Source organism: Nocardia sp. JW2 (assembly GCF_051843015.1).
Classification (GTDB): domain Bacteria; phylum Actinomycetota; class Actinomycetes; order Mycobacteriales; family Mycobacteriaceae; genus Nocardia; species Nocardia coubleae.
The window spans coordinates 1-24617 of the sequence record NZ_JBPXLK010000015.1; the positions used below are offsets into that span (position 1 = coordinate 1).

The 24617-nt window shown below is 68.1% G+C and carries 22 protein-coding genes and 2 tRNA genes; 11 read left to right on the plus strand and 13 right to left on the minus strand.

The genetic code is table 11. The annotated features are described in order from the left end of the window. Positions 1-103: 103 nt before the first annotated feature. Positions 104-176, minus strand: a tRNA-Glu gene (locus ACSVDM_RS20430). 91 nt (positions 177-267) lie between these two features. Continuing rightward, complete coding sequence (locus tag ACSVDM_RS20435) at positions 268-939, minus strand: TetR/AcrR family transcriptional regulator (protein WP_067640889.1); 672 nt, start codon at positions 937-939, stop codon at positions 268-270. 744 nt (positions 940-1683) lie between these two features. Here ACSVDM_RS20435 and ACSVDM_RS20440 point away from each other — a divergent pair. Both ACSVDM_RS20440 and ACSVDM_RS20445 read left to right on the plus strand, forming a co-directional pair. Continuing rightward, positions 1684-1759 (plus strand) — tRNA-Lys (locus tag ACSVDM_RS20440). Between the two features lie 349 nt (positions 1760-2108). Further along, the gene (locus ACSVDM_RS20445; protein ID WP_067492353.1) at positions 2109-3065 is read left to right on the plus strand and encodes an acyl-ACP desaturase; all 957 of its coding nucleotides are present in this window, start codon (positions 2109-2111) and stop codon (positions 3063-3065) included. A 60-nt stretch (positions 3066-3125) separates the two neighbouring features. Here ACSVDM_RS20445 and ACSVDM_RS20450 read toward each other — a convergent pair whose 3' ends face one another. Continuing rightward, complete coding sequence (locus tag ACSVDM_RS20450) at positions 3126-3692, minus strand: hypothetical protein (RefSeq protein ID WP_067492352.1); 567 nt, start codon at positions 3690-3692, stop codon at positions 3126-3128. A gap of 185 nt (positions 3693-3877) precedes the next feature. On the opposite strand from ACSVDM_RS20450, the gene dusB reads away from it, so the two are divergent. The 3 genes from dusB (at position 3878) to phoU (ending at position 8077) form a co-directional block, all read left to right on the plus strand. Further along, positions 3878-5041 (plus strand): tRNA dihydrouridine synthase DusB, encoded by a 1164-nt coding sequence (gene dusB, locus ACSVDM_RS20455; RefSeq protein ID WP_067640887.1) that lies wholly within the window; start codon positions 3878-3880, stop codon positions 5039-5041. A 170-nt stretch (positions 5042-5211) separates the two neighbouring features. Beyond that, on the plus strand, positions 5212-7314 hold the full coding sequence (locus ACSVDM_RS20460; RefSeq protein ID WP_439267063.1) for an LCP family glycopolymer transferase: 2103 nt from the start codon (positions 5212-5214) through the stop codon (positions 7312-7314). Positions 7315-7417: 103 nt separating this feature from the next. Continuing rightward, positions 7418-8077: a phosphate signaling complex protein PhoU gene (phoU, locus tag ACSVDM_RS20465; RefSeq protein WP_067492349.1), complete on the plus strand. Its 660-nt coding sequence runs from the start codon at positions 7418-7420 to the stop codon at positions 8075-8077. A gap of 63 nt (positions 8078-8140) precedes the next feature. On the opposite strand, the gene pstB is transcribed toward phoU, so the two are convergent. The 6 genes from pstB to ACSVDM_RS20495 form a co-directional block, all read right to left on the minus strand. Then, on the minus strand, positions 8141-8917 hold the full coding sequence (gene pstB, locus ACSVDM_RS20470; protein WP_067640881.1) for a phosphate ABC transporter ATP-binding protein PstB: 777 nt from the start codon (positions 8915-8917) through the stop codon (positions 8141-8143). Positions 8918-8935: 18 nt separating this feature from the next. Next, a complete protein-coding gene (gene pstA / locus ACSVDM_RS20475; RefSeq protein ID WP_067640879.1) occupies positions 8936-9841 on the minus strand; it encodes a phosphate ABC transporter permease PstA in 906 nt (301 codons plus the stop codon). Next, a complete protein-coding gene (gene pstC, locus ACSVDM_RS20480; RefSeq protein WP_067640877.1) occupies positions 9841-10812 on the minus strand; it encodes a phosphate ABC transporter permease subunit PstC in 972 nt (323 codons plus the stop codon). Before pstC ends, pstA begins: the two co-directional genes overlap by 1 nt. A gap of 92 nt (positions 10813-10904) precedes the next feature. Further along, entirely contained in the window at positions 10905-12017 is a 1113-nt protein-coding gene (gene pstS, locus ACSVDM_RS20485) for a phosphate ABC transporter substrate-binding protein PstS (protein WP_439267066.1), read from the minus strand. Between the two features lie 285 nt (positions 12018-12302). After that, positions 12303-13211 carry a mycothiol synthase gene (mshD, locus tag ACSVDM_RS20490; RefSeq protein ID WP_439267067.1) on the minus strand — a complete coding sequence of 303 codons (909 nt, stop codon included), beginning with the start codon at positions 13209-13211 and terminating at the stop codon, positions 12303-12305. Between the two features lie 46 nt (positions 13212-13257). Next, positions 13258-14016, minus strand: coding sequence for a winged helix-turn-helix transcriptional regulator (locus tag ACSVDM_RS20495; RefSeq protein ID WP_067492345.1), 759 nt, complete (start codon positions 14014-14016; stop codon positions 13258-13260). A 188-nt stretch (positions 14017-14204) separates the two neighbouring features. Between ACSVDM_RS20495 and ACSVDM_RS20500 the strand changes: the two genes are divergently transcribed. The 6 genes from ACSVDM_RS20500 to ACSVDM_RS20525 all read left to right on the plus strand — a co-directional run bounded on the left by ACSVDM_RS20500 (position 14205) and on the right by ACSVDM_RS20525 (position 18273). Beyond that, on the plus strand, positions 14205-15050 hold the full coding sequence (locus ACSVDM_RS20500) for an LmeA family phospholipid-binding protein (protein ID WP_067492559.1): 846 nt from the start codon (positions 14205-14207) through the stop codon (positions 15048-15050). Beyond that, positions 15047-15481, plus strand: a complete 435-nt coding sequence (locus ACSVDM_RS20505; protein ID WP_439267069.1) for a thioredoxin family protein — start codon at positions 15047-15049, stop codon at positions 15479-15481. The genes ACSVDM_RS20500 and ACSVDM_RS20505 overlap by 4 nt, the downstream gene beginning before the upstream one ends. 271 nt (positions 15482-15752) lie before the next feature. Then, positions 15753-16223 carry a DUF4395 domain-containing protein gene (locus ACSVDM_RS20510; protein ID WP_439267071.1) on the plus strand — a complete coding sequence of 157 codons (471 nt, stop codon included), beginning with the start codon at positions 15753-15755 and terminating at the stop codon, positions 16221-16223. A 31-nt stretch (positions 16224-16254) separates the two neighbouring features. Continuing rightward, complete coding sequence (locus ACSVDM_RS20515) at positions 16255-17088, plus strand: sulfurtransferase (RefSeq protein WP_439267073.1); 834 nt, start codon at positions 16255-16257, stop codon at positions 17086-17088. A 5-nt stretch (positions 17089-17093) separates the two neighbouring features. Next, entirely contained in the window at positions 17094-17399 is a 306-nt protein-coding gene (locus ACSVDM_RS20520) for a DUF1416 domain-containing protein (protein WP_181701355.1), read from the plus strand. A 181-nt stretch (positions 17400-17580) separates the two neighbouring features. Then, on the plus strand, positions 17581-18273 hold the full coding sequence (locus ACSVDM_RS20525) for an FABP family protein (RefSeq protein WP_067492340.1): 693 nt from the start codon (positions 17581-17583) through the stop codon (positions 18271-18273). 356 nt (positions 18274-18629) lie between these two features. Here ACSVDM_RS20525 and cydC read toward each other — a convergent pair whose 3' ends face one another. Genes cydC through ACSVDM_RS20545 form a run of 4 tightly spaced genes read right to left on the minus strand, consistent with a single transcriptional unit; the run spans position 18630 to position 24603 of the window. Continuing rightward, positions 18630-20327, minus strand: coding sequence for a thiol reductant ABC exporter subunit CydC (gene cydC, locus ACSVDM_RS20530; protein ID WP_439267212.1), 1698 nt, complete (start codon positions 20325-20327; stop codon positions 18630-18632). Between the two features lie 17 nt (positions 20328-20344). Continuing rightward, complete coding sequence (cydD, locus tag ACSVDM_RS20535; RefSeq protein WP_439267076.1) at positions 20345-22102, minus strand: thiol reductant ABC exporter subunit CydD; 1758 nt, start codon at positions 22100-22102, stop codon at positions 20345-20347. Between the two features lie 4 nt (positions 22103-22106). Next, positions 22107-23135, minus strand: coding sequence for a cytochrome d ubiquinol oxidase subunit II (cydB, locus tag ACSVDM_RS20540; RefSeq protein WP_439267078.1), 1029 nt, complete (start codon positions 23133-23135; stop codon positions 22107-22109). A 10-nt stretch (positions 23136-23145) separates the two neighbouring features. Beyond that, positions 23146-24603, minus strand: a complete 1458-nt coding sequence (locus ACSVDM_RS20545) for a cytochrome ubiquinol oxidase subunit I (RefSeq protein WP_439267080.1) — start codon at positions 24601-24603, stop codon at positions 23146-23148. Positions 24604-24617: the final 14 nt, after the last annotated feature.

Consider the following 24617-nt stretch of genomic DNA (forward strand, 5'->3'; position numbering starts at 1 on the left):
ACCCTGACGGGACTCGAACCCGCGACCTCCGCCGTGACAGGGCGGCGCGCTAACCAACTGCGCCACAGGGCCTTGCTTTTCCTACACTACAGTCCGAAGACTGTACCCCCTACGGGATTCGAACCCGCGCTACCGCCTTGAAAGGGCGGCGTCCTAGGCCGCTAGACGAAGGGGGCTCGTTCCGAATCTCTCCGGGGCGGCTTCAACGTTTCCGTTGGGAGCTCGCATAGCTTATGACACCTCGGTGCACTCTTCCAAATCGCCTGGTCAGGCGCCCAAACCGAGGTCGTCGAGGCGGGCTTGGGCGCGCCAGCCGTCGGTGCGGAAGTGCTGTATCCACAGCGGCGTCGCCATGGCCTCGACGATCACCTCGAGCACCTCGGCGAAGCGGGCACGCAGATCGGCGGCCGAACCGGTGCCGATCGGGTCGACGAGATACCGCTGGCCCGCGAGCGCCGCGGCGAGGGTTCTGGTGAACCGGTCGGGGTCGGCGTCGGCGCGCAGCTGACCGTCGTCGATCGCGCGCACCGCGAGCACCCGGGTGGCCCGGCCGAGGATGCGGCCACCGCCGTTGCCCGCGTCGCGATGGAAGTCGGGTTCGATCACCAGGCGGTACTCGGCCTGCACGATGGTGTCGTGCTCGAGCCGCAACGCGACCTCGTCGACCATGCCGTGCAGCACGTCGAGCGGGCCGAGGTCGGTGCGGGCCAGCCAGCGCTCCGCGCACAGCCGGTACCGCTCGACCGCGGTGTCGAGCACCGCGCGTGCGAGGTCTTCCTTGGAGTCGAAGTGGAAGTACATCGCGCCCTTTGTCGCGCGCGAACCTTCCAGAATGCGGTTGAGCGATGCCGCGGCATACCCGCTCTTCCCGAACTCGACGGCCGCTGACTTGATTATCGCGGCGCGTGTGCGGCGCGCCCGCTCTTGCTGCCGTGCCATGCTCGAAACGCCTCCGAACCTTCTCGTCGCCGCCGATCAATGACAGACCCGCGGCGCGAATTGTGGTTATTTTTCATACTTTTGGTATGTAAACTCGCCGAATGCCGGTACCCCTCCGGCTGGTATAGTTCGCCGGCCCGGGTGCGCCACAGGGGGTGCACACTCGGGCTCAATACCTGTGAGAACCGCCTCCTCCTGCGGTAGCGACTGCCCCTTTGCGAGGAGTTCGCGCGCCTTCGCGTTCACCCCGGCACATCGAACCCCCGATGAATTCCGCGACACCGCACCCACCACCGGGCGCCGGAAAGTGCGGCCCCGGTGATTGTTTCGAAATTCACCAGGTAATCACCGTACCCGCATTCCCCGAACGGCAACATGCGAATGGGACACCCGGTCCGTTTTTCCGGACAGGCAAACCGGGCGCAACCGTGAGCCGTGGCGCCGAATGCGAAAACCGCACTCGCACAGCATTGTTGGCCTGTCCAGCGCCCCCCTGCGGCGCACTCGCGGACCCCGGTATCACCCACACACTCCTGTTGTTCGAAAGCTGTTGACCCACAACACTATTCGATGACACGTCGCGACGGGAAGTGGGAACGGCGATGTGCTCCAGCCCGTCAGCCGGGCATCGCGCCGGGGCGCGCCGCCGTTACCGGGGCCGACCGGACCATGTGCGCCGGAAGCCCGGCTGATGGGGGACACTATTCGGCGTCGCGGCGCGGTGTCGGTTAGACTCCGCTGCGCGCCCCTTTAGCTCAGTTGGTAGAGCTGGTGACTTTTAATCACTAGGTCGTAGGTTCGAGTCCTACAGGGGGCACCATCACTTCACCGTGACCACTGTCACGTGGCACTTCCCGGCCGCGCCGGAAGAGCCGGCCGTCATGGCCCCTGAACAGGCGAACGACCTCGCCGACAGCACTTCCCGCCGCCGCGACACCGAGTGTTCACCCGGTAGGCGCTAACGCCGCCGCCACTACAGCGATAGTCCCTACGCTGCGGACCGAAGACCTAGACTCGTCAGTACGTCCTACCGGCAGCTGCCGATGTTGTGGCGTTGTTCAACTTCATCGGCTTTACGCTCAGTTGCGTTTCGCATCACACCTACGGTGCCGTAAGGTATGGCCGCATCGCGACGTTCGACCGCAAGCACGACAGCGAAGGGTTTTTACATGGCAAGGGATCTGACTCAACTCGAACTGCTCACGGAGTTGGAGCCGGTTGCCGAGGAAAACGTCAACCGGCACCTGTCGCTGGCCAAGGAATGGCATCCGCACGACTACGTCCCGTGGGACGAGGGCCGCAACTTCGCCGCCATGGGCGGCATCGACTGGGATCCTGAGCAGTCCAAGCTCAGCGAGGTGGCCAAGGCCGCCATGATCACCAACCTGCTCACCGAGGACAACCTGCCGTCCTACCACCGTGAGATCGCCGAGAACTTCTCCCAGGACGGCGCCTGGGGCACCTGGGTCGGTCGCTGGACCGCCGAGGAGAACCGCCACGGCATCGTGATGCGTGACTACCTGGTGGTCACCCGTGGCGTGGATCCGGTGGCCCTCGAGAACGCCCGCATGATCCACATGACCAACGGGTTCGCCTCCCCCACCGAGGTGGACGCCGGCTTCCTGCACTCGGTCGCCTACGTGACCTTCCAGGAACTGGCCACCCGCGTGAGTCACCGCAACACCGGCAAGGTGTGCGACGACCCGATCGCGGACCGCATGCTGCAGCGCGTCGCCGCCGACGAGAACCTGCACATGATCTTCTACCGCAACCTCTGCGGCGCGGCGCTCGACCTGTCGCCCGACCAGGCGATCGAGGCGATCTCGCTGATCGTGGAGAACTTCCAGATGCCCGGCGCCGGGATGCCCAACTTCCGGCGCAACGGTGTGCTGATGGCCAAGCACGGCATCTACGACCTGCGTCAGCACCTCGAAGAGGTCGTGCAGCCGGTGCTCAAGAAGTGGAACATCTTCGAGCGCACCGACTTCACCGCCCGTGGCGAGGCCACCCGCGAGCGCCTCGGCGACTTCCTGGAGAAGCTGAGCCAGGACGTCGTCAAGTTCGAGGAGCAGCGCGACCGCATGCTCGCTCGCGAAGCCAAGAAGCGCGAGATGGCCAGCGTCTAGAACTCACGAAAAAGCGCCGCCGCCGGGATTCCGGTGGGCGGCGCTTTTTCGTACAGCCGGTTACTTCATCGGCAGGGCACCGTCGGCGCTGCCGACATCGGTGATCTTCCAGTCCTGCCCGGCATCGACGGTGATGTTGTAGGTGACGGTGTTGCGCAGGCCGTCGGGGTTCTGCGCGTTGGTGGTGCTCACGTCGACGAACGCGGCGACCTTGTACACCTGGCCCTCGCGCTCGAGCACCTTCGCGGTGATCGGGGTGGCGGTGGAGGCCCAGCGCAGCGGGACGACGATGTCTTCCAGCTTGTCGCCGGTGACGTCGAACTTGCCCGCGAGCTCGGTGGACGTGCCCGCCTTGAGCTTGGCCACCCAGGCGTCGACGTCCTGGTAGTTCAGGGTCGCCGAGCCGACGGAGTAGTCGAGGGCGATCTGTTCGGCCTTCGCGTCGTCGGCGGCCTCGGCACGCAGGTCCGAGACATCCGAGCGCGCCGAGCCGTACAGCATGCCGAGCACGACGGCGGCGACGGCGAGCACGGCGATGGCGGCACCGCCGACAAGCGACGAGACACTGATCGCCACGGTCGCCTTACCGGGCGCGGCGGGGGTGGTGGTCGTGGCGTCTTCGGCCATGGGGGTCTTCTCCGATGATGTGGGGACAGCGCGCCGCCGGAAGCGGCAAGCTCAGGCTACTGAGCCGACGGACATATCCCGAACGTCGAGTACCACATAAATGCTGTCGCGTGCGTCCCGATCGGGCCGTGACCCGGCCGAAGTCGCCGGTACGCGAGATCGATCACATCCGGGTGGATGCGAGAATGGCAGACGTGACTATCACGATGCCCCAGGCACCGACCACGCTGCGGATCGGGCCCTACCCGGTCGATCCGCCCGTCGTGCTCGCACCCATGGCGGGCATCACCAACCTGGCCTTCCGCAAGCTGTGCCGCGAATTCGGCAGCAAGACCGCCATCTACGTGTGCGAGATGATCACCGCCCGCGCGGTGGTCGAGCGCAACGAGAAGACGCTGCACATGATGTCGTTCGACGCCGACGAGCATCCGCGCTCGATGCAGCTCTACGGTGTCGACCCGAAAACGCTCGGCGAGGCCGTTCGCATCGTCGTCGGTGAGGGCTGGGCCGACCACATCGACCTGAATCTCGGCTGCCCGGTGCGCAAGGTCACCCGGCTCGGCGGCGGTTCCGCGCTGCCCTACAAGCGCAGGCTGTTCGCCAATATCGTCAAGGAGATGGTGAAGGCCGCCGAACCGGCGGGCGTGCCGGTGACGTTCAAGTTCCGCATCGGCATCGACGACGAGCACCACACCTACCTCGACACCGGCCGCATCGCCGAGGCCGAGGGCGCCGCCGCCGTCGCACTGCACGCGCGCACCGCATCGCAGCTGTACTCCGGCACGGCCGACTGGTCGGCCATCGCCCGGCTCAAGGAAGCCGTCACCACCATTCCCGTGCTCGGCAACGGCGACATCTTCACCGCCGACGACGCGCTGCGCATGATGAACGAGACCGGGTGCGACGGCGTGGTCGTCGGCCGTGGGTGCCTCGGCAGGCCGTGGCTGTTCGCCGAGCTCAGTGCCGCCCTGCGCGGCGAACCGGTCCCCGAGGGCCCGACGCTGGGCCGCGTCGGCGAGATCCTGATCCGCCACGCCACCCTGCTCGCCGAACACGACGGCGAGGACAAGGCGATGCGCGATATCCGCAAGCACATGGCCTGGTACCTGATGGGCTTCCCGGTCGGCTCGCAGCTGCGCCGCAGCTTCGCCACCGTGTCGGCGCTGAGCCAGATCGAGGACCTCGTCGCGCAGCTCGATCCGGACGTGCCCTTCCCCACCGACGCCCTCGGCCCCCGCGGTCGTCAGGGCTCGCCGCAGACCAAGGTCGTGCTGCCCGACGGGTGGCTCGACGACCCCGAGGACGACACCGTGCCCACCGCCGCCGATGTGATGCACAGCGGGGGGTAAAGCTTCGGCGCTGGTCAGCGCGTCGCAACCGGATTCCGTGCGAATCTGTTGTGCACTGGAGTGGCTACTCGTGGCGGAATCGTTATCATTGCGGACATCGTTCGGCTCCGGTTCGACCGAGCAGCCGAACGATGACGCGTATGCGGCAGATAGAGAAGTGAGGTTCGCTGGTGGGTGACGATCGGCGCGGGCGTACGCCCCGGCCCGGAGGTCGCGCCCCGTGGGAGCGCTATCCGGCTGCCGAACCGCCAGCACAGAAAGACAGCGGTTCCCGCCGATCACGGCACGCCGACGCCGATCCCGACGCGGCCCCGCTCACCGTCCAGGACCTCGTCGACCGGGTCGACAGCGAACGAACCAAACGCAGCCGCCGCGCCCCCGCCGATCCATCGGGTACTTCCCGCGCCGGCCGCCGCGCCCGCGACCAGGCACCCCGCCCGACCCCCCGCCCCGATATCGCCGCACGCGCCGACGGTTCGCCCGGCGACGCCCCCGCCGCACCGCATCGCGTCGACTCCCCCGCCGACCGCATCGCGACGACCGCGATCCCCGCGCAGGGCAAGACTTTTCCCACGCCGGGCAAGACCGCCGCCCAGGGCAAGACCGCCCCGGCGAAGGGCAAGACGGTCCGCACGGCACCGCCCGCTCGTCGGGTCGACGAGCAGGTCACCGATATCCTGCCCGCCGTCACCGAGACCCCGGCGGCCCCGCCGAAGCGCGTCGAGCCCAAGCGGGTCGAAACCAAGACCGCCGCCGCCCGGACACCCGAACGGCGCCGCGCGAAACAGGCACGCCTCGCGGGACGGGTCGCGGTCACCTTCTTCGCCGTGCTGGCGCTGGTGGTCACCGGCGGTGGCTGGAGTTACCTGCGGGCCACCAACAACGGCTTCACCCAGGTGTCGGCCCTCGACGGTGCCACCGAGGACGTGCTCGACGGTGACATGCAGCTCGGCGACGAGAACTACCTCATCGTCGGCACCGACACCCGCGCGGGCCTGAACGCCGACATGGGCGCGGGCTCCACCGTCGACGCCGAAGGCGCGCGCGCCGACACCGCGATGCTCGTGCACATCCCCAAGGACCGCTCCCGCGTGGTGGTCGTCTCCTTCCCGCGCGACCTCGACGTCACCCGGCCGCAGTGCGCGGGCTGGGACAACGACAAGGGCAAGTACACCGACCAGAAGTTCCCGTCGGCCATGGGCGACAAGCTCAACGCCGTCTACGCACTCGGTGGCCCGCGCTGCTTGACCGACGTGGTGCGCAAGATGTCGGGTCTGAGCATCGGCCACTTCATCGGCATCGACTTCGCCGGGTTCGAGGCGATGGTCGACCAGATCGGTGGCGTGGAGGTGTGCTCGACCAAGCCGATCATCGACGGTGTGCTCGGCACCGTGCTCGAGAGCTCGGGCAAGCAGCGCGTGAACGGCGAGACGGCCCTCAACTATGTGCGGGCCCGGCACGTGGTCGGCGAGGAGCGCAGCGACTACGACCGCATCCACCGGCAGCAGACCTTCCTCGCGGCGCTGCTGCGCGGCGCGCTGTCGGGTCAGGTGCTGCTCGACCCGGCCAAGCTGCAGGGTTTCGTCGAGGCGTTCCGTCAGCACACCTTCGTCGACGGTGTCGAGACCAAGGACCTGATCCTGCTCGGCCGGTCGCTGCAGAAGGTCAACGCGGGCGCGGTCACCTTCATCACCGCCCCGACCGCGGGAACCACGTCCTACGGCAACGAGATTCCGCGCGAAGCCGACATCAAGGCGATCTTCCGCGCGATCATCGACGACCAGCCGCTGCCCGGCGAGCAGACCGCCCCGCCGATCACCAACCCCAGCACACCCGCGGCCCCCACCCAGGCGCCCAAGATGTACGCGGTGAGCCCGGCGTCGGTGTCGCTGCTGGTGACCAACGGCACCCAGACCGCGGGCATGGCTCGGCAGGCGGCCAACAAGCTGTCGAACTTCGGTTTCGGCATCTACAACGTCGCCAATGCCACCGAGTACACCGACACCACCGAGGTGCGCTACGCCGAGGGCAACGAGGCGGCCGCCGCGACCGTGGCCAGTGCCATCCCCGGTGCCGTCCTGCAACGCGACGACGACCTCAGCGGCATCATCGAGGTGGTCGTCGGCTCGGACTACACGGGCCAGGTGCGTACCCCGACGACGGTCGGCGCCGAGCTGCCCGCGGTGTCGCTCGGCGAGCCGGTCTCGGCCGCGCCGGTGCGTCTGCCGTCGGATCTCGAGCACATGAACGCCGCCGACACCAGCTGCGACTGAGCTGCCCGATTCACGACGTGCGCTGAGCTGGCACGACTGTGCCACACGGCATTAACCCGGTGTTGGGTGACAGGGGTACCGGTACCCACTAGGGTCAGCCATTATGCGTGTCATCTACAACGAGCAAATGGCCGAGCTCGCCAATCTGCTCGGCGAAATGGCCGGTCTCGCCGGCCAGGCCATGGAGCAAGCCACCCAGTCGCTGCTGCAGGCCGACCTCGCGCTGGCCGAGCAGGTCATCGGTGAGCAGGATCGGATCTCGGTGATGATCGCCGAGGCCGAGGAGAAGGCGTTCGCGCTCCTCGCGCTGCAGGCCCCCGTCGCGGGCGACCTGCGTCAGGTGGTCAGTGCCATCCAGATCGTCGGCGATGTGAACCGCATGGGCGCGCTGGCCCTGCACGTCGCCAAGGTGACCCGCCGCCGCCACCCCAACCACGCCCTGCCCGAATCGGTGAACGGCTACTTCGCCGAGATGGGCCGCATCGCGGTGAACATGGGCGCCGGCGCCAAGGAGGTGCTCGAGACCCGCGATCCCGAGCGCGCCGCCCAGCTCAACCAGGACGACGAGGCGATGGACGACCTCCACCGCCACCTGTTCACCCTGCTGATGGACCGGGAGTGGAAGTACGGCGTCGCCGCCGCCGTCGACGTCACCCTCCTGGGCCGCTACTACGAGCGCTTCGCCGACCACGCCGTCGAGATCGGCCGCCGCGTGATCTTCCTGGTCACCGGTGTGCTCCCGGACGGCGAAATCGAAAGCTGAAGCAGTACAACGAGAAAGCCCCCGCCCTCCCGAAGGAGTGCGGGGGCTTTCTCGTCGGATCCCTTATCCGAAACGGCCCGAGATGTAGTCCTCGGTGGCGCGCTGGGTGGGGTTGGAGAAGATCTTCTCGGTGTCGTCGATCTCGATGAGCTTGCCGGGCTTGCCCTGGGCCTCGAGGTTGAAGAAACCGGTCTGGTCGCTCACGCGGGCGGCCTGCTGCATGTTGTGCGTGACGATGACGATCGTGAACTCCTTCTTGAGTTCGGTGATCAGGTCCTCGATCGCGAGGGTGGAGATGGGGTCGAGGGCCGAGCAGGGCTCGTCCATCAGCAGCACGTCGGGCGAGACCGCGATGGCGCGGGCGATGCACAGACGCTGCTGCTGACCACCCGACAGACCACCACCGGGCTTGTCGAGGCGGTCCTTGACCTCGTTCCACAGGTTCGCACCGCGCAGCGAGCGCTCGGCGACCTCGTCGAGTTCCTTCTTGTTGCGCACACCCTGCAGCTTCAGCCCGGCCACCACGTTGTCGCGAATCGACATGGTGGGGAACGGGTTCGGGCGCTGGAACACCATGCCGATGGTGCGGCGCACACCCACCGGGTCGATCGCCGAACCGTAGATGTCCTCGCCGTCGAGCAGCACGGCACCTTCGACGCGGGCGTTCGGGGTCACCTCGTGCATGCGGTTGAGCGAGCGCAGCACGGTGGACTTGCCACAACCGGAGGGACCGATGAAGGCGGTGACGCTGCGCGGCAGCACGGTCAGGTCCACGTTCGACACGGCGTGGAAGCTGCCGTAGTAGATGTTGAGATCTTTGACGTCGATCCGCTTGGCCATGGGAGTTTCCGTTCGCTTCTATCGGTTCCGGGTGAGCAGCTTGTTGACCGCGGCGGCAGCCAGGTACAGCAGCGCGATGAGCAGGATCAGCGTGAGCGCCGCACCCCAGACACGCGCGCGACCGGCCGGCTCCGGGTTGGCCAGCTCCTGGTAGATCAGCAGCGGCAGCGAGGCCATGTTGCCGTCGAAGATGTTCTGGTTGATCGACTTCGAGTAACCGACCAGCACCAGCACGGGCGCGGTCTCACCCATCACGCGGGCAAGGGCGAGCAGGATGCCCGAGATCATGCCCGGCGCGGCGGTGGGGATGACGATGCGCAGGATGGTCTTCCACTTGGGCACGCCGAGCGCGTAGGAGGCCTCGCGCAGCTCGTCGGGCACCAGCTTCAGCATCTCCTCGGTGTTGCGCACCACCACCGGAAGCATCAGCAGCACCAGTGCCAGCGACACCGCGAACGAACTCTGCGGCATGCCGAGCGTGGCGATCCACAGCGCGAAGATGAACAGCGCCGCGACGATCGAGGGCACACCGGCGAGGATGTCGACCATGAAGGTGGTGACCTTGGCCAGCTTGCCACGACCGTATTCCACCAGGTACACAGCGGCCATCACGCCGAGCGGCACCGCGATGACGGTCGCGATCAGCGCCTGCACGATCGTGCCGTAGATCGCGTGGTACACACCGCCGCCGGACTGGTCCGGCAGGATGCCCTTCTGCGAGTTGAACCACCAGTCGGCGGTGACGATCGAGCCGATGCCCTTCACCAGGACCAGGCCGAGCACCCACACCAGCGGGATCAGCGCGATCACGAAGCAGAGGGTGACCAGACCGGTGGCGATGTTGTTCTTGATCCGCCTGCCGTTGGAGACGTGGCGGAACGTCGGCGCCTTGACCGGCTTGTCGAGGGTCGATGTGGTGGTCATCAGCCGTTCACCTTTCCACCGGAGGCCAGGCGGGCCAGTGCGTTGACGACGAAGGTCAGCGCGAAGAGGACGAAGCCGGCGGCGATGTAAGCGCCGGTCGGCAGCGGGGAACTGAATTCCGAGGCGGCCGAGGCGATCTTGGAGGCGAAGGTGTAACCACCGTCGAACAGCGACCAGGTGCCCGCGTTGCTCGCGGTACGGAGCACGACGAGCACGGCGATGGTCTCACCGAGCGCGCGGCCGAGACCGAGCATGGAACCGGCGATCACACCGCTGCGGCCGTAGGGCAGCACCGTCATCCGCACGACTTCCCACTTCGTGGCGCCGAGCGCCTGGGCGGCCTCGATGTGGGCACGCGGGGTGAGCGCGAACACCTCGCGGGCCACCGAGGTGATGATCGGCAGGATCATCACGGCGAGCACGACACCGGCGGTGAAGATGGTGCCGCCACCGGCGATCGAGACGTTGCCGTCGGAGAACAGGAAGAACCAGCCGAGGTTGGAGTTGAGGAACTCCTGCACCGGCGCGATCTGCGGGGCGAGCACGAGGAAGCCCCACAGACCGAACACGATGGACGGCACCGCGGCGAGCAGGTCGATCAGCATGGTGAACGGCTTGCCCAACCGCGACGGCGCGTACTGGGTGAGGAACAGCGCGATGCCGACGCCGATCGGCACCGCGACGATGAGCGCGAACACCGAGCTCAGCACCGTGACCATGAACAGGTCACGGATGCCGAAGCGCAGGTTGTTCGCGTCACCGGTGGAGAATTCCGTGCTGGTGAAGAAGTTGGCGTTGTCGGCCATGAGCGAGGGGACCGCGCGGATCAGCAGGAACAACGCGATCAACGCGATGGCCGCGACAATGGTCGCGCCCGCCGCGGTGGCCAGCCACCGAAAGATCGTCTCGGCGTTCAGGCGCCCGGAACGACCCTTCTCCGGGGCCTTGTCGAATTTCGGTTCGGTCGGCATATGCGAAGTATCTCCGGCCGCCCGCGGGCCCGTCGAATCCGACGAGCCCGGTGCGGTCACCTCAGGGTGCATGGTCATGGCCTACGCAGCGATCAGGAGATGGCGTTGATCGCGGTGGTCAGCTTGGTCTTGAAGGCATCCGGCAGCGGCACGTAGCCGGCATCGGACAGACCGTTCTGGCCGTTGGTGACGACCGAGGTCAGGAACGCCTTGACGGCCTTGCTGGTCTCGGCGTCGGCGTACTTGGAGCACACGATCTCGTAGGTGGCCATCATGATCGGGTACGCGCCCGCGGCGGTGGGCTTGTAGAACGAGCTGGTGTCGAGCACCAGGTCGTTGCCCTCGCCCTTGATCTTCACGCCGTCGATGGACTTGCCCGCCGACTCGGCCGACAGCGCGACCGGGTCCTTGCTCGCCGAGGTGATGATCTGGGCGATCGACAGGCTCTGCGCCTTGGCGAAGGACCACTCGTTGTAGGTGATCGAGTTCTTGGTGTTCTTGATGGCGGCCGAGGTGCCCTCGTTGCCCTTGGCACCCTCGCCGACACCGCCGTTGAACGACTTGCCGCCGCCCTTGCCCCAGGCACCGTCGGACGCGGCGTCGAGGTAGAGCTGGAAGTTGTCGGTGGTGCCCGACTCGTCGGAGCGGAAGATCACGGCGATCTTCTCCGAGGGCAGCTTGGCGTTCGGGTTGAGCGCCTTGATCTCGGGGGCATCCCAGGTGGTGATGGCGCCGTTGAACACCTTGGCGGCGGTCGGGCCGTCGAGCACGAGGTCGGTGACGCCGTCGACGTTGTAGGTGATGGCGATCGGGCCGAAGACGGTCGGCAGGTTCCACGCCGGGCTGGCGCAACGCTCCTGGGCCTTGGCAGGCTCGTCCTTCTTGGAGCTCAGCGGGGAGTCGGAGCCACCGAAGTCGGTCTGGCCGCCGATGAACTCGTTGACGCCCGCGCCGGAGCCGCTGGAGGTGTAGTTCAGGGTGTAGCCGTCGCAGTTGGTCTCGTAGGCGGCGACGAAGCGCTCCATCGCGTTCTTCTGCGACGAGGCACCGGACGCCTTGAGCGCCTTCTTGCCGCCGCACTCGACACTGGTGTTGGCGTTGTTGCTGGTGTCGCCACCGGTGTTGTCGTCGCTGCCACAGGCGGCCAGAGACATGGCACCCGCGGCGAAGACGCCGACCAGGGCGCTGGTGCGCTTGAAGTTCACTTTTCCTCCGACATTGCTGACGAACTCGCTCGGTCCCTCACCGGCCCGGGCGAGTTGGGTGGTGCGGATCGCGGGGGAACGCGAGCACCAGGCGACGACTGTGCCGCCCAGAAGTAACGTAGGTTCGCCCGGTTGACAGTTGGCCCGAGGTGGGTTAACGGAGAATGAACAGCCCGGCGCGATTAGACCGAGCGTGTGATGTTTGCCCCAGTTTTACTCGTCGGTACCCGGTCATCCTCACAATATTCAGGGTTGCCGAGGAACTGTGAGCTGTCTCGCAGCCGGTCAGCTCAGCGCGTAGGCGACGTCGATATGGGCGGGTGCGAAGCCCAGTTTGGTGTAGGTCCGCACGGCGGCGTGGTTGTCGGCCTCGGTGTAGAGCAGCACCTCGGTCAGGCCGGTGTCGCGCAGGTGGTGCAGTCCGGCCAGGGTGAGCAGTCGGCCCAGGCCACGGCCCTGCGCGGCGGGGTCGATGCCGACGACGTAGACCTCGCCCGCCGGGGCGGCGTCGGGGTGCGCCTTGGTCCAGTGGAACCCGAGCAGACGGTCCGGATCGGCGGCGTCGAAGGCCAGGAAGAGCCCGGCCGGATCGAACCAGGATTCGGCGCGGCGGGCGGCGATGTCGCGCTCGGTCCAGCCGCCCTGTTCGGGGTGCCAGGCGAAGGCGGCGTTGTTGACCCGCAACAGTTCGGCGTCGTCGGCGGGGCCTTCGTAGGTGCGCAGGACGAGGCCTTCGGGGACCTCGAGTGGCGGTAGCTCAGGGGTTGCCAGGCTGCGGCGCATCTGCCAGAGTTCGCGTGCTGTCGTCAGTTTCAGGGCCGCGGCGAGGGCTTTGGCGGCGGGCAGATCGCCGTGTGCCCAGACGCGGGCGCCCGTGCCGCCTTCGGAGAGAGCCGTGCGGACGAGATCGGTGCCGATGCCGTTGCGACGCACGTCGGGGTCGACGGCCACTTCGGCCATTGCGGGGTGTTCACCATGTGCCGCAACGAGATTCGCGTACCCGACGAGTTCACCGTTTCGTTCGGCGAGCAGATGCCTTGTGCCGGGATCGGTTTCGGTGAGCGACAGGACCGCTTGCTCGGAGACGGGGGCTACGCCGTCGGCGGACTTCGCGCGGTCGAGCAGGGAGCGGATGTGATCGGCGGTGGTCGGGTCGACCCGTTCGGTCCACGTCAAGGTTGCTGTCTCGGGCATGGGGGCCTCCTCCTCGCGGGCGATCGCCGACACGATCGAACCGAGGTTACTGCGTGCTGCCGTTGACCGGTGTCAGGTCCTCGCCGTCGACGTCTTCGTCGGTGAAGGCGGGTGGTTCGCCCTTGGCGGCGGTCGAGCGGGCGGGGCGGACGGCCTTGTAGCCGACATTGCGGACGGTGCCGATGAGGGATTCGTATTCGCTGCCGAGTTTGGCGCGCAGGCGGCGGACGTGCACGTCGACGGTTCGGGTGCCGCCGAAGAAGTCGTAGCCCCACACCTCTTGCAGCAGTTGGGCGCGGGTGAAGACCCGGCCTGCGTGCTGGGCGAGGTACTTGAGCAGCTCGAATTCCTTGTAGGTGAGGTCGAGCGGGCGGCCGCGCAGACGGGCGGTGTAGGTGCCCTCGTCGATCACCAGTTCACCGAGGGTGATCTTGCCCGTGTTCTCGGGGCTGGCCACGCCGCCGTTGCGGCCGACGAGCAGGCGCAGGCGCGCGTCGAGTTCGGCGGGGCCGGTGCCGGGCAGCAGGATGTCGTCGAGGCCCCAGTCGGCGTTCACCGCGACGAGTCCGCCCTCGGTGAGCACGGCGACTACGGGCACCGACGAACCGGTGCTGCCGAGCAGCCTGCACAGCCCGCGCGCGGCGGCCAGGTCGGTCCGGGCGTCGACCAGCGCGACGTCGGCGCTACCGGCCTCCAGCAGGGACGACACCTCGGTCGGTGCGGGGCGGACGTTGTGCGCCAGCAGCGTCAACGAGGGCAGCACCGCATCCGGGTTGGGGTCGGAAGTCAGTAGGAGCAGCTCCACCGGGCTCTCCTCCTATCTCGTGTCTGCGCGACGAGAGCAGCCGCACAGCTACGTCGCCGAAACACAGGGTTAGTCGGTGCAACATTAGCGCGTCACAGGCCATGACCTCGCAACACGGGCACACTTACGAGTGTTCGGCCGATACCCGGGCACCCGGCACCCACGTGCGTGGGCGCTACTCTCACCTCATGCGCAAGCTGATCATCGGGCTGCTGTGCCTGGCCGGGTTGGCGGTGGTGATCGATTTCGGCGCCGCCGCCTACACCGAGTACCACGTGTCGCGGCAGCTGCGGGCGGGCGCCGACCTGTCGGCCGATCCCGAAGTGACCTTCCACGGTTTCCCCTTCACCGCCCAGGCCCTGGCCGGGCGCTACGACAACGTGGCGATCCGGGCCCGAAGCATGCGCCCGGACATCCCCGGCGAGATCGGCATCGAGGCCACGCTGAACGGTCTGCACGCACCGGCTGGTGAGCTGCTCGACGGTGCGGCGCGCTCGGTGCAGGTCGACCGGGTCGACGCCCGCATGCGCATCGAACCCACCGAGCTCGGCAGGCTCTTCGGCATCCCCGACCTGCAGGTCCACACCCGGCCGGCCGACAAGTCCGACGGCACGGGCGGTTCGGGCGGTTCCGGCATGACCACCGGCGGCGCGCTCGTGCTCACCGGCACGCTGCCCACCGCGCCCAACGGGCGCATCCTCGGCGCGGGTGTCACCCCGTCGAGTTCGGCCAAGCGCGTGCCGGTGCAGATCCAGGCCGACCTGCTGCTCGACGGCGACCTGGTCCGCATCCAGGCCACCGGCTTCTATCACGACAAGAACAGCGGCCCGGCCGACACCGCCAAGACCAGCGAATCGGAGATCCTCGAGGCCGATCGCGGCGCGGTGCTCGAGCGCTTCAGCCGTACGATCGATACCAAGGAGTTGCCGTTCGGGGTCCGGCCCACCGAGGTCGAGGCGCTGGGTGGGCACATCGTCGTCGAGGGCGTCGGCCGCAACGTCACCATCGACCTGGACCGATTGCAGCAACCATGATCGAACTCGCCGTACTCGCCGCCGTCGTGCTGGCCGCCGTCGCGGTCGGCCTGCTGCTGCGCCGCAACCAGGGCCGGGTCCGGCCCGCCACCCTCGACCCCGACACCGAACAGCGCGCCCGCCTGCTCGACGCGGCCGGTGTGTCCGGTTCGGTGCCCGCGGTGCTGCACTTCTCGGCCGACTGGTGCGGGCCGTGCGACGCCGTGCGCCGGGTCGTCGCGGGCGTCACCGCGGAACTGGCCGATTCGCCGAACGCACCGCGCGACATCGAGATCGACATCGACGCCGAACCCGCGCTGGCCCGCGAACTCAACGTGCTCTCCCTGCCGACGACCTTCGTCTTCGACGCCGAGGGCAAGGAGCGTTTCCGCATCTCCGGCGTACCGAAGGCGGGCGACCTGCGCACCGCCCTCGAGCCGCTCACAGTGTGACGTTGTCCCCGGTTTCGAGGGGGGCCTGCCCATTTCCCGGGAAGACCGGGTAAACTCTTCATCGTGCAAACCGACCACGAGCTGATGCTCACCCGACGCCGCACAGTTGACCTGTGTCGCCTCGGTGGTTGTTGCTGCCTGTGCCGCTGACCGGTCGGCTTCTCTCCCGAGATTCCTGACGCCGACCTCTGTTCGCCGCGCGAGTGATCGTTTCGATCCCCCGGCGAACTGGCAGATCCCACTGAATCGTCTCAGCGCAGGAGTTCGCACCATGACCTCGTTTTCTGATTCCCCACCTCGCGTCGATGTCCGCGGGCCGCGTTTCGTGGCCTGGGTGACGACCGGGGTGCTCGTCGCGGTGCTGCTGGTCGCGACCGTTTCCCCCGTCGCCGCCGCGATCCTGATCGGCCTGCAGGCCGTGGTGTTCGCGATCGGCGCGACGGCCGGTCCCGCCAAGCACCCTTACGGCCGGATCTACGCGGCGTTCCTCGCGCCGCGACTCGGCCCGCCCACCGAGACCGAACCCGTGCCGCCGCTGCGTTTCGCGCAGGCGCTCGGCTTCGTGTTCGCCGGTGTCTCCCTGCTGGGCTTCGCGCTCGGCTCCCCGATCGTCGGCGCGGTGTTCGCCGGCTTCGCCCTGTTCGCGGCGTTCTTGAACGCGGCGTTCGGGGTCTGCCTGGGCTGCCAGATCTATCCCCTGGTAGCCCGCTTCCGCCGGTCACCTGCCCCGGCACCGAACTGACCCACCCTGCACGTCTGTTGAAAGGAACAACATGGCTCGCTCCGATGTCCTGGTCTCCGTTGACTGGGCCGAAGAGAACCTCAACGCCCCCGGCGTCGTCTTCGTCGAGGTCGACGAGGACACCTCCGCCTACGAGGGTGGCCACATCGAAGGCGCCGTTCGCCTGGACTGGAAGAACGACCTGCAGGATCAGGTTCGTCGCGACTTCGTGAACCAGGAGCAGTTCTCCGACCTGCTCTCGGCGCGCGGCATCGCCAACGACGACACCGTGGTGCTGTACGGCGGCAACAACAACTGGTTCGCCGCCTACGCCTACTGGTACTTCAAGCTGTACGGCCACAACGACGTCAAGCTGCTCGACGGCGGCCGCAAGAAGTGGGAGCTCGACGGTCGTCCGCTCTCGCGTGACGCGGTCGTCCGCCCGGCCACCCAGTACAAGGCCTCGGCTCCCGACCTGAGCATCCGCGCCTTCCGCGACGAGGTCATCGCCGCCATCGGCACCAAGAACCTGGTCGACGTGCGCAGCCCCGACGAGTTCTCCGGCAAGATCCTGGCTCCCGCGCACCTGCCGCAGGAGCAGAGCCAGCGTCCCGGCCATATCCCGGGCGCGATCAACGTGCCGTGGAGCAAGGCGGCCAACGAGGACGGCACCTTCCGTTCCGACGAAGAGCTCGCCGAGCTCTACAAGGATGCGGGCCTGGACGGCGAGAAGGAGACCATCGCCTACTGCCGCATCGGCGAGCGTTCCTCGCACACCTGGTTCGTGCTGCAGGAGCTGCTCGGCCACCAGAACGTCAAGAACTACGACGGCAGCTGGACCGAATACGGTTCGCTCGTCGGTGCACCTATCGAGTTGGGAGCGTAATCAATATGTGTGCAGCACCTACCCAGGGTCAGGCCATCCCGGCCGGTGTCGATGTGGAGAAGGAAACGGTCATCACCGGCCGTGTCCTGAGCACCGACGGTCAGCCGGTCGGCGGCGCGTTCGTGCGTCTGCTCGACGGCAACGGTGACTTCACCGCCGAGGTCGTCGCCTCCGGCACCGGTGATTTCCGCTTCTTCGCCGCGCCGGGTTCGTGGACCCTGCGCGCGCTGTCGGCGTCGGGCAACGGCTCGGCCGAGATCAGCCCCGAGGGCGCGGGCATCCACGCAGTGGACGTCGCGGTCGCCAAGTAAGAAACCTCACAACGGCCCTGGTAGTTCCTGTGCGGGAACTGCCGGGGCCGTTTTCGTATCTTCGTTTCGGACTCGCTAGACTCCGAAACGTGGTCCTCTTCTTCGAGATTCTCCTCATCGCCGTGTCGATCCTCATCGGCTGGTTCGGCCTGTACGTCTTCTACCGGCTGTTCACCGAGTCATGAGCGGGCTCGCGAGCGAAGGTTCCGATCCGGCCGAGCGAGCGAGTGACGTGCAAGACGCTTCGGCACAGCGTCGCAGTGGCGACGAGGCGGTGAATGTCGCCGCCGAGCGTGCGAAGGAAACCGGGGTCCGAAACATTTCGGTCCTCGGCGGTCTCCCCATTCCCGAGGACACCGCGAATCTGCGCGAGGGTCCCGATCTGAACCACGCCATGCTGGCGTTGCTGCCGCTGGTCGGTGTGTGGCGCGGCGAGGGCGAAGGCCACCACCCCGCCGACGGCGACTACCGCTTCGGTCAGCAGATCATCGTGTCCCACGACGGTGGCGACTACCTGGTCTGGGAATCGCAGACCTGGAAGCTCGACGCCGAGGGCGGCTACGACAGCCCCGACCTGCGCGAGAGCGGGTACTGGCGAGTCGGCACCGATGCCGACACCGAGATGCTCGAACTGCTGCTCACCCACAGCTCCGGTATCGTCGAACTGTTCTACGGCACCGCCCGCACCCAGTCGTCCTGGGAACTGGCCACCGACGTGGTGATCCGCAGCCAGTCCGGCGCTGTCGTCGGCGGCGCGAAACGCCTCTACGGCATCGTCGAAGGCGGCGACCTGGCCTACGTGGAAGAACGAGTCGATCCCGACGGCGCGCTCATCCCCCGCCTCTCGGCGCGCTTGCAGCGCTACATCGGCTGAGATCCCGATCGGACGCCCCGCGGTTTCGCGGGGCTTTCGTCGTTTGTGCGCCAGAAATGGAGCGACCCCCGAGCCATACCGTCCGTTCCGGGGAACGTGGCGGTCCCGGGTGGATAGTCCGGGGGCTCGGGGGCCGGGTGTCTGCCTGGGATTCGCTCAGCGCACCGCTGGGGAATCTCCCGCAGGGGTGCTGCTAGCGGGCAGCCACCTCACGCATCCGTTGAACATACATTCTTCAGACCACCTCCTCTCTTGTGTACCGATGAATCTATCGGGCTGTCGCGAGGTCGGCAATTGATTTTCCGAGGGGCTCTGAGCTGCGGATATTCATTGGCGGCAGGCCGCTCGGCACGCGCTCAGGAAGGCTCGCGGTCGACGTGGCAGGCGCCGTTCGGGTCGACGGTGACCACGGTGTCGGCGCGATGGCCTTCGGGGAGCTGATGGGTGACGACCACGACCCACCGCTCCGGGTCGACCAGGCCGCTGTCGCGGTCGAGCAGGTCGCGCAGCAACTGCTCGCCCTCGGCGGCGGCGAGATGTTCGGTCGGTTCGTCGAGCAGGAGTGTGCCCGCGGACGAGACGAGCGCGCGGGCGAGCAGCAAGCGCCTGCGCTGACCGCCGGAGACGGCCGCCGCACCCGCGGTGAGGCCGGTGCGGATCCCGTCCGGCAGGGTGTCGAGCCAGGGGCCGAGCCCGACTGCGCGCACGGCGCTTTCGGCTTCCTCCTCGGTCAGGTCGCCGCGCGCGACCCGCAGGTTCTCCAGAATCGACGTGTCGAACAGGTGCGCGTCCTCGGCGAAGAACGTGACACCGTCCAAAGGTGTGTCGAACAGCCCGGCCCACGCCATCAACAGGGTCGTCTTCCCGGCGCCGCTCGGTCCGACGACGGCAACCCGGCGCCCCTCCGGCATCGGGATGCGCCCGGGCATCGGGTCGATGACAGCTTCGGTGACGCCGAGCGAGCCGGCGGACGGTGCGCGCAGCCGGTGCAGGGCCGCGCGGGCCGTCGTGCGCGCGGTCCGCTCGTCCGTGCGCGGGGAGGGCGCGCCTAGCGGTGTGGGTGAGAGAGCGCGCAGGCGGTGCAGAGCCGCCCGGGAGGTGGTGAGGGTGGTCGCGGCGGCCGGGAGCGCGCCGACGGCCTCGAAGGCCGACAGCGGGACGAGCACGAGGACGGTCAGCGCCATCGGACTCATCCCGCCGGGCGTCCCACCGGTGGCGCCGTAGGCGACGATGCCGACAAGCAGGGCACCCAGCGCGCTGACTCCGATCGACAGCGGGGTCGCCGCCGCGGCCCAGGCGCTGCGCGCGGCCGCGCTGTCCTCGGCGACCACCGCGCGGCCCGCCGTCTCGTCGGCGTGGGTGAGCGCGGCATCCAGGCGACCCGCCACCCGCAATTCGGCCGCGTGATCGAGCACGGTGAGTGCCTCGGCGGTGAATTCGGCGCGGTCGTGGCGCACCGCGCGTTCCTCGTCGCGAGCGGCCACGGCCGACAGCCACGGCGCGAGAATGCCCGAGACGGCAAGGGCCACAGCGAGAATCACCGCCGCCGGTACCGAGATGACGGCGATCAAGCCGACCGCCGCCACCGACAACACCACCGCGACGGCCACCGGAACGAATACCCGGACCACCACCGCGCCGAGATCGTCGATATCGGCGCCCACGCGCACCAGCAGGTCTCCCCGGCGCAGTTTCCGTGCGGCCGCGCGGGCGTCGTCGGTGCGCGCGAGTTCGGTCCCGCGTCGTTCCCGCCACCACCAGATGTCGGACCGGGCGAAGGTGCGATACACCTCGGTGCGCGCCGTCGTCATCGCCCGCAACGCCACGTCGTGGGTGGCCAGCCGCTCCAGATACCGGCACACGCCACGCGAGATGCCAAGCGCCCGAACGGCGGTCACCGCGACGCCGATGTGCAGCACCGGCGGCATCTGCCAGGACCGTGCGATCAACCACGCCGCCAGCGCAGCCAACGCCAAACCACTGCCGAGCGCGAGGACGCCCCACGCGATCGCCACCGCGACCCGCCACGGGGACAGCCCGAGCAGCCGCCACATGTCCCGCAGATCCGTGATCACGGCGCCGCCTCCGCGCTGCGATCAGCGCGCACACAGTCCGCGCCAGGCCCGGCGGCGACTTCGATCACCACGTCCGCGGCGGCGAGCACGGTCGGCCGATGACCGACGACCACCACGGTGGCTCCCGCCGCGGCGATGTCGCGCAGCGCAGCCAGAACGCGCCGCTCGCTCTCCGCGTCGAGGTGGGCGGTCGGTTCGTCGAGCAGCAGGATCGGCCGGTGGGCGGCAAGCACCCGGGTGAGGGCGAGGCGCTGCCGCTGCCCCAGCGAGAGACCGGTGCCGCCCTGGCCGACGACGGTTTCCCAGCGTTGCGGCAGACCGTCGAGCACCTCGTCGAATCCCGTTGCCGCGCTTGCCCGGTCGAGGGCGGCGCCCCCGCTGTCGCCGGCGCTGAGCAGGTCGACGTTCTCGCGCAGTGTGCCCGGCACCAGCACCGGCCGTTGGGGCAACCAGGCGATGCGCGCCCACCAGCTTTCCGGAGCCATGTCGCGGACATCGCGTCCGTCGACGAGCACCGCACCGCGATCGGGCTCGATCAATCCGAGAATCGCCTGCAGCGTGGTCGATTTGCCGCACCCGTTCGGTCCGGTCAGCGCGGTCACCACGCCGGGTCGCAGCTCGGCGGTCAGGTGATCGGGGGCGTTGCCCTCGCGCGCGGCGACCGTCAGCTCGCGCAGTTCGACGACCGCGCCCGCCGCGCCGGGAGCCGGTGCGTGGGCCGCCTCCGACGGGCTGGCCGGGTCTGCGCGGTCGAGCACGGCGAACGCCCTGTCGGCCGCCGCCATTCCGTCCTGGGCCGCGTGGAACTTCTCCCCCACCTGGCGCAGCGGCCAGTACACCTCCGGGGCGAGGATCAACGCGACCAGCCCCGCGTACAGGCTCATCTCGCCGTACACCAGGCGCAAGCCGATGGCCACGGCGATCAGCGCGACGCTCAGCGTCGCCAGACCCTCGAGCACCATCGAGGACAGGAAGGCCATCCGCAGCGCCTGCATCGTCCGCCTGCGCAGCGCGTCACCGAGCGCCCGCACCTGTCCCGCCATGCTCGACGACTCGTTTTCGCGCCCGAGTGCCCGCAGTGTCGGCATGCCCGCGAACAGGTCGAGGAGCTGATCCGAAAGCCGGGTGGTCGCGGCGAGCGTCGCCTCCGCCCGCCCCTGGGTGAGCAGACCGATGAGCACCATGAAGATCGGGATCAGCGGGAGGGTGATCACCGCGATCACCGCCGAGGTCGGATCGTGGAAGGCGATGACAACCAACACGATCGGCGGGACCAGGCAGGCCAGCAGCAGGGCGGGCAGATATCCGGTGTACCACCCGCGCAGGCCGCCGAGACCGTTGCCGACGACGACGGCGATCTCGGTACGCCGCGCGTCGAGTTCCCTCGGCGTCAGCTCGGCCCCGGCCCGCAGGACGGCGGTCTCGAGTTCGGCGACCACCGCGCTGCCCGCCCGGTGTGCCAGCCTGGCCTGCCACCAGCTCGCGGCGCCGCGCACCGCGACGGCCACGGCGAGCACGACCAGTTCCGTTGTCCACGCGCCGAGTGAGCGGCTGCCGGGATCGGTGATGACGCCCGCGAGCACCCGGCCGATCATCACCGCCATGACCACGATCGTCGCCGTGATCACCAGCGCGAGCAGGACCGCGACCACCAGGTGGGGCCGCGCCGAGCGCGCGTAGCGCCACAGGCGCGGGTCGACCGGTCCGCGGCGCGGCTTGCGCGCCACCGCGCCCGGGTCGGCCGCCGGGGTCACGCGCTCAGCCTTTGCCTTGCAGCGGCAGCCCGACCGGCGGCGGAATGTGCTCCACCCGGATCCGCTGCCGGAACACCCAGTACGTCCAGCCCTGGTAGATGATCACCACCGGTGCGGCGAAGGCGGCGGCCCAGCTCATCACCTTCAGGGTGTAGGGCGAGGAGGAGGCGTTGTCGATGCTGAGGTCGAACAGCGGGCTGATCGTCGAGGGCAGCACGTTCGGAAACATCGAGCCGACGATCAGCACCGTCACCGCGATCACCGTGACGGCGGTGCCCGCGAAGGCCCAGCCGTCCCGGCCCGCCACGGTGGCCGCACCGCCCAGCAGCAGGCCGAGCACCGCGACGCCCAGCGGCACCCAGGTCCAGCCGGCGCCGTAGGCGAGCTGGGTCCACAGCCCGAATCCGCCGACCACCAGTGTGGTCGGTACCAGCAGCGCCCGAGCGATTCGCCGTGCGTCGTCGCGGATCTCGCCGCCGGTCTTGAGCGCCAGGAAGATCGCGCCGTGCAACGCGAAGAGGACGGCCGTGGTCAACCCGCCGAGCAGGGCGTAGGGGCTGAGCAGATCCCACACCGATCCGACGACCTGGCGTTCTTCGTTCAGCGGAACCCCGCGCACCATATTGGCGAAAATCCAGCCCCAGGCGAGGGCGGGTACCCACGACCCGATGCCGATGCCGCGGTCGCACCAGGCCCGCCATTTCGGGTCGTTGATCTTGCCGCGGTATTCGATCGCGCAGATGCGCAGGATCAGCGCGACGAGCAGGACGAGCAGCGCGAGATAGAAGCCCGAGAACAGGCTCGCGTACCACTCCGGGAAAGCCGCGAACATGGCGCCCGCGGCGGTGATCAGCCACACCTCGTTGGCGTCCCAGACGGGCCCGATGGTGTTGAGCACCACGCGGCGCCGTGGATCGGAGCCCCGCCCGAGGATCGGCATCAACATGCCGACCCCGAAATCGAATCCCTCGAGCACGAAGTAGCCGGTGAACAGGACGCCGACCAGAATGAACCAGAACAGTTGCAGATCCATCGACGGCTCCCTAGTACGCGAAGGACAGTTGTTCGACCGGCTCGTTGCGGCTCTCCGGTTTCTCCGATGCCGGTTTCTCGACCCCGGCGACCACGTATCGGCGGATCAAGTAGAACCACACCACCGCGAGCACAGCGTAGAGGGCGGTGAACACGATCAGTGAGAACAACACCGTGCCGGGCGAATGGTCGGAAACCGCCTGCTGCACCGTCATCCGGATGGCCGGGTCGCCGGTCGGATTGGGCGCGACCACCCACGGCTGACGCCCCATCTCGGTGAACACCCAGCCCGCGCTGTTGGCCAGGAACGGGGTGGGAATGGCGAGCAGACTCAGCCAGGAGAACCAGCGCTGATCGGGCACGCGGCCGCCACGGGTGAGCCAGAAACCGGCCAGCAGCAACAACACCGACCCCGCGGCCAGGCCGATCATGGCCCGGAAGGACCAGTAGGTGACAAACAGGTTCGGCCGGTAGTCGCCGGGACCGAATTCCACGTTGTAGGTCTTCTGCAGATCGACAACGCCTTCGAGGGTCACGCCGCTGAATTTGTCCTCGGCGAGGAAGGGCAGCACGTACGGGATCTTCAGCACGTGGATCACGCTGTCGCAATTGTTGTGGGTGCCGACGGTGAGGACGGAGAAGTCCGGGTCGGTCTCGGTGTGGCACAACGATTCCGCCGACGCCATCTTCATCGGCTGCTGCTGGAACATCAGCTTGCCCTGGACATCACCGGTGACTGCGACGGCGATCCCGGCGAGCGCGACAACGACCAGCGCGGCCCGGCCGACGGGCCGCCACACGGTGCGCGCTTCCGCGAGTTTCGCCGCGTCCCCGCTGCGCGCGTTGCGCACCATCCACCAGCCTGCGACGCCGGCGACCAGGGTCCCGGCGGTGAGGAACGCACCTGCCACCGCGTGCGGGAAGGCCGCCATGGCGGTGTTGTTGGTGAGCACCGCCCAAATGCTTTCCAGCTCAGCGCGTCCGGTCTCGGGGTTGTAGCGCGCACCGACCGGGTGCTGCATGAACGAGTTGGCGGCGATGATGAAGTAGGCCGAGGCGTTGACGCCGATCGCCACGATCCAGATCGTCGCCAGATGAACCAGTTTCGGCAGCCGCGTCCAGCCGAAGATCCACAGGCCGATGAAGGTCGACTCCATGAAGAAGGCGATCAGTGCTTCCAGGGCCAGCGGCGCGCCGAAGACGTCGCCGATGAAGCGGGAGTATTCGCTCCAGTTCATGCCGAACTGGAATTCCTGCACGATGCCGGTGGCGACGCCCATGGCGAAGTTGATCAGGAACAGTTTCCCGAAGAATTTGGTGAGCCGGTACCACTTCTCGTCACCGGTGACGACCCAGGCCGTCTGCATCATGGCGATCAGTGGCGCCAGACCGATGGTGAGCGGTACGAAGACGAAGTGATAAACCGTGGTGATTCCGAACTGCCACCGGGAGATGTCCAAGGTGTCCATCCGGCCTCCATCCA